Raw genomic sequence first — 5,145 nt, forward strand, 5'->3', positions numbered from 1 at the left:
GGACTTAGCTTGATTTAATACAAGATCGTGTCTTCCGGTGTAAAGAAAGCCGACACAAAGTTTCGTGCCGGGAGGACGGTGTGGCGGGGTATAATGCGCGTTTTTTCAGCAAGTCCTGTTATGTCGTCCGAAACTCCACCAAAGGGCCCGGCGCGGTCCATGCTCTACGATCCGACCGAACGCCGCATTCGCAGCTTCGTCACCCGCGCGGGACGCCTGTCTACGGCGCAAGAGCGCGCGCTGAACGATTTCGGCCCGCAGTACATGGTGGACTACAACAAGGCGCCGCTGGATTTCGCGCAGGTCTTCGGCCGCAAGGCGCCGGTCGTGCTGGAAATCGGCTTTGGCATGGGCCAGACCACGGCGCATATCGCCAAGCTGATGCCGGAGAAGGATTTCATCGGCGTAGAGGTGCACACGCCAGGCGTGGGCAGCCTGCTCAAACTGTGCGGTGAGGAGAACATCGGCAACTTGCGCGTGATCCAGCACGACGCGGTAGAAGTGCTACGCGATATGATCCCGGCCGGTTCGCTGGCAGGCGTGCATATCTACTTCCCCGACCCTTGGCACAAGGCACGCCACAATAAGCGCCGCCTGATCCAGCCGGCTTTCGTAAAGACGCTGTGCGATCACCTGGCGCCGGGCGGCTATATCCACCTGGCGACCGACTGGGAAGACTACGCGGTACAGATGCTGGAAGTGCTGAGCGCCGAGCCGGCACTGCGCAATACCGCGGACGGCTACGCGCCGCAGCCGTCCTACCGTCCGCTGACCAAGTTCGAGAATCGTGGCCTGAAGCTGGGTCATGGCGTCTGGGACCTGGTCTTCGAGAAGAAATAAGTCCCCGCCGGCAGGAATACCAGCAGATTCCCGCACAACACAAGCAGCAGTCCGGCCAGGGCTGCTGCGTTCCAGCGATAACCCTCCACGAAAGTCGACACCGTCAGCGCCACGACGGGAAACAGCACCGTCGAATAGCCTGCGCGGTCCGGACCGATGCGTCCCACCAGCAGCAAATAAGCCGTAAAACCGATTACCGAACCCGGAATGCCGAGATAAAGCAGGCCGATCACGTAGCGCGGGCTGGGATCGAAAGTGAACGGCATGCCCAGTGCCAGCGCGCCCACCGTCAGCATGGACGCACCGATCAGCATGGCCCAGGTATTGGTCAGTAAGGGCGTCAGGCCCAGCTCCTGCATGCGGCTGGACAGCAGATTCCCGGTCGAGAAGCAGAGTGTGCCCAACAGCGCCAGTCCAAGTCCGGTCAGCACGCCGCTGTCGGCCCAGTGCCCCGCCATCTGCGGCAGGAAGAGCAGGGCGATGCCTGCCAGTCCCAGCGCCGCGCCGCCCATCACCTGCTTGCGGATGGGACGTTTCATGAACAGGCGGCCATTGACCGCGTTCCAGATTGGCGCAGTCGAAAACACCACCGCCACCAGTCCGCTCGGCATCCACTGCGCCGCATAATAGAAGCAGAGGAAGTTCAGGCAGAACAGGGCGAAACCTTGCGCCACCAGATAGCGCCAGGCCGCACGCGGCGGCCACATGGGCTTGCGCAGCACGCCCAGGATCAGCATCAGCACAACGGTCGCGATCCAGAAGCGGTAGGCAATGGACACGGGCGCCGGCACCACGCCGAGCTGGAATTTGATGGCGATCCAGGTGGTACCCCAGATCAGGACGGTAAGGATGTAAAGTAAGGTGTTCATACATCCAGCATGGCGCGTGGAGGACGCCGCGGTTTGTCTGGGATTGCGCAATTGCGGGACAATTGTCTGATCTTGCGCTTTTTATGCCACGGCCGGGCTGCGGCCGGGCGGCATTGCCGCGCGCGTGCTAGACTTTTTTCATGGAATCCGACCGACCAGCTCTCGCCTCGATCACACCGCCTGCAGATGCCATGCAGCATGCGGTGTTTCGCACCATGGCTACGACGGACGCCAAGCTGGAGCGCTTCGCCTGGCTGGGCGACGGTCTGGCTGCGGCCATCTGGCGGCGCGAAGTCGATATTGCCGAGACAACGTATGAGCAGCCGGGACACCACACCCTGTCCTGCTATCTGGTTGGCGGCTACGGCGTGCACCGCGATGATGCGCCCGGCAGCTATGGCGCGCCGCAGCGGCTGTGTGCGCTGCCGGACTGGCACGAGTCGCGCTGGACCGTGCGCGGCGGCCTGCGCATGATGCATCTCTACTTCATGCCCGAGCACTTCACGCGCCGCGCCATCGTTGAACTGGACCGCGAACCGCGCGAGCTGACGCTACAGGATCGCACCTATTTCGAGAATCCGCGTCTGGTGCAGCTGTGCGGCGATCTGCTGAATCAATCCTGGCAAGACCCCAACCAGCTGTTGCGTGCCAACGAGTTGGCGCACGAATCGATTAGTGAGCTGCTGCGCTCGCAGCACATGATCCAGTCTGGCCAGCGTTTGCGCGGTGGACTGGCGCCGCTGGTGCGCCGCCGCCTGCACGATTACATAGAAGCGCATCTGGATCAGAACATCACGCTGGGAGCGCTGGCGCAGCTGGCCTGCCTGTCCGAATATCACCTGGCGCGCATGTTCCGCGTGTCCTTCGGCATGCCGCCATCGGCCTGGGTTGCCATGCGCCGTCTGGACCGCGCCCGCGTTCTGCTGAAAGGCGATCTGCCCTTGCAGCAGGTTGCCGACGCTTGCGGATTCGCTGACCTCAGCCATTTCAGCCACCGCTTCCGCGACGCCACCGGCATGCCGCCGGGGAGGTATCGCCAGATTGTCGCGGCCTAGCGGCAGGACGGTCCGATGGCTGGCGTGCTTTACAGGAGGCCTGCGATCAGGCTTACGATCTCGTCGCCATAAGACGCGAGCTTCTTCTCGCCGACGCCGGATACGCCGCGCAGATCGTCCAGCGAGGTTGGCTTGGCCTTGGCGATTTCGCGCAGCGTGGCGTCGACAAAGATCACGTAGGCGGGCACATTGTGTTCGCGTGCCGCGCCCATGCGCCACGAGCGCAGGCGATCGAAGATGGCCTGTTCGCTTGTGTCGAGGTCGGTCTCCACATAGCCTTTCGGCGCGGCGCTGCGCTTCTGCTTGACCGGTTTCTGGTACTGGCGCAGCTGCACCTTTTGTTCACCCTTCAGCACCGGCCGTGCGGCGTCGGTCAGCTTCAGCGAGGCGAAGTTTTCGTGATCCACCGTGAGCAGTCCCAGCGCGATGGCCTGGCGCAGGATGGCGCGCCATTCCTGTTCGCTGCGGTCGGCGCCAATGCCGAACACGGACAATGAATCGTGATGCCAGCTCTTGATGCGGTCCGATTCGGCGCCGCGCAATACGTCGATCACATGTCCCGCTGCGAAGCGCTGATCCACGCGGTAAATGGCGGACAGCAGCTTCTGCACCGGCACCGTGCCGTCGAAGGATACCGGCGGAATCAGGCAGGTATCGCAATTGCCGCAAGGCGCGCCGGGCTCGCCGAAATAATCCAGCAGACGCACGCGGCGGCAGCTCAGGGTTTCGCATAGGCCCAGCATGGCATCGAGCTTGGCGCCCAGCACGCGCTTGAAGTTTTCGTCGGCCTCGGACTCGTCGATCATGCGGCGCTGGAGCACCACGTCCTGCAGGCCGTAAGCCATCCAGGCGCTGGCGGGCATGCCATCGCGGCCCGCGCGGCCTGTCTCCTGATAGTAGCCTTCGATGGACTTGGGCAGGTCGAGGTGGCAGACGAAGCGCACATCCGGCTTGTCGATGCCCATGCCGAAGGCGATGGTCGCCACCATCACGATATTGTCTTCGCGCAGGAAACGCGCCTGGTTCGAGGCGCGCACCGCATGCTCCATCCCCGCGTGATAGGCGAGGGCGCGGATGCCGTGTTCGTTCAGGAAGTCCGCCGTCTCTTCCACCTTTTTGCGCGACAGGCAGTACACGATGCCGGAATCGCCGCCATGCTCGGTGGTGATGAAGTCCAGCAGCTGCTTGCGGCCGTTGGACTTCTCTACGATCTGGTAGCGGATATTCGGGCGGTCGAAGGACGACACGAACTGCGCCGCCTCTTCCAGCTGCAAGCGATGCACGATCTCGGCACGGGTTTGCTGGTCGGCGGTGGCCGTCAGTGCAATGCGAGGAATCGTCGGGAAGTGTTCGTGCAGGACCGAGAGCTTGATGTACTCGGGGCGGAAGTCGTGGCCCCATTGCGAAACGCAGTGCGCTTCATCGATGGCGAACAGGGCGATCTGGGAATCCTGCAGCAGATCGAAGCAGCGCTGCGTCAGCAGGCGCTCAGGCGCCACATACAGCAGGTCGATCTGGTTGGTGCGCACCAGGCGCTCGATGCGCGCGGCTTCTTCGTAGGTCTGGGTGGAATTCAGGAAGGCGGCTTTGACGCCGACTTCGGCCAGCGCATCCACCTGGTCCTGCATCAGTGCGATCAGCGGCGAGACGACGACGCCCACGCCGTCGCGCAGCAAAGCAGGGATCTGATAGCACAGCGATTTGCCGCCGCCGGTGGGCATCAGCACCAGCGCATCTCCGCCACTGGCCACCTGCTCAACGATCTGCGCCTGCTGGCCGCGGAAGGCCGGGTAGCCGAATACGGTCTGGAGCAGGTGCAGTGCGTTTGAACTGGTGTCCTGGGCGGTCATCGGGTTCCTTAGTCGACCCAGGCCACGCTGCCGGTCAGCCACGTAGCGATGATGACCAGGCCGAACGCAATGCGATACCAGGCGAAGGCCGAGAAGTCATGCGAGCTGATATAGCGCAGCAGCCAGCGCACGCACAGGAAAGCCGAAATGAAGGCCACCACGGCGCCGATGCCGAACAGCGGCAGGTCGGCAGCGGACAGCAGCGCGCGTTCCTTGTACAGCGAATAGAAGGTCGCCGCCAGCAGGGTCGGGATGGCGAGGAAGAAGGAGAATTCGGTTGCCGCCTTGCGCGACAGGCCAAACAGCATGCCGCCGATGATGGTGGCGCCGGAGCGGCTGGTGCCAGGGATCAGTGCGAAGGCTTGCGCCACGCCGACTTTCAGCGCGTCGATCGGACGCATGTCGTCAACGGAGTGAATGCGTACCGCAACGGGATTGGTCTTGGCGCGCTTTTCCACCCACAGGATGATCAGGCCACCGATGATGAAAGCGAGGGCCACCGGCACGGCGGAGAACAGCACGGCCTTGATG

The 5,145-nt window shown here is 63.2% G+C and carries 5 protein-coding genes; 2 read left to right on the top strand and 3 right to left on the bottom strand.

Annotated features, from left to right (window positions below; all coding sequences use genetic code 11):
- Nucleotides 1-159 precede the first annotated feature (159 nt).
- Nucleotides 160-840 carry a tRNA (guanosine(46)-N7)-methyltransferase TrmB gene (gene trmB / locus AB4Z11_RS22390; protein ID WP_442027763.1) on the top strand — a complete coding sequence of 227 codons (681 nt, stop codon included), beginning with the start codon at nucleotides 160-162 and terminating at the stop codon, nucleotides 838-840.
- Here the strand turns inward: trmB and AB4Z11_RS22395 are convergent.
- Complete coding sequence (locus AB4Z11_RS22395; protein WP_442027765.1) at nucleotides 804-1,709, bottom strand: DMT family transporter; 906 nt, start codon at nucleotides 1,707-1,709, stop codon at nucleotides 804-806. The two genes, trmB and AB4Z11_RS22395, sit on opposite strands and share 37 nt — an antisense overlap.
- 140 nt (nucleotides 1,710-1,849) lie before the next feature.
- Here AB4Z11_RS22395 and AB4Z11_RS22400 point away from each other — a divergent pair, with 140 nt between their 5' ends.
- Entirely contained in the window at nucleotides 1,850-2,764 is a 915-nt protein-coding gene (locus AB4Z11_RS22400; RefSeq protein WP_442027766.1) for a helix-turn-helix domain-containing protein, read from the top strand.
- 29 nt (nucleotides 2,765-2,793) lie between these two features.
- On the opposite strand, the gene recQ is transcribed toward AB4Z11_RS22400, so the two are convergent.
- Complete coding sequence (recQ, locus tag AB4Z11_RS22405; RefSeq protein ID WP_442027767.1) at nucleotides 2,794-4,614, bottom strand: DNA helicase RecQ; 1,821 nt, start codon at nucleotides 4,612-4,614, stop codon at nucleotides 2,794-2,796.
- 8 nt (nucleotides 4,615-4,622) lie between these two features.
- The coding region (locus tag AB4Z11_RS22410; protein ID WP_442027768.1) for an undecaprenyl-diphosphate phosphatase at nucleotides 4,623-5,145 on the bottom strand (523 nt) is incomplete at its 5' end.

Origin of the sequence: Pseudoduganella sp. RAF53_2, assembly GCF_052113985.1 — a bacterium.
Taxonomy (GTDB): Bacteria; Pseudomonadota; Gammaproteobacteria; order Burkholderiales; family Burkholderiaceae_D; genus Rugamonas.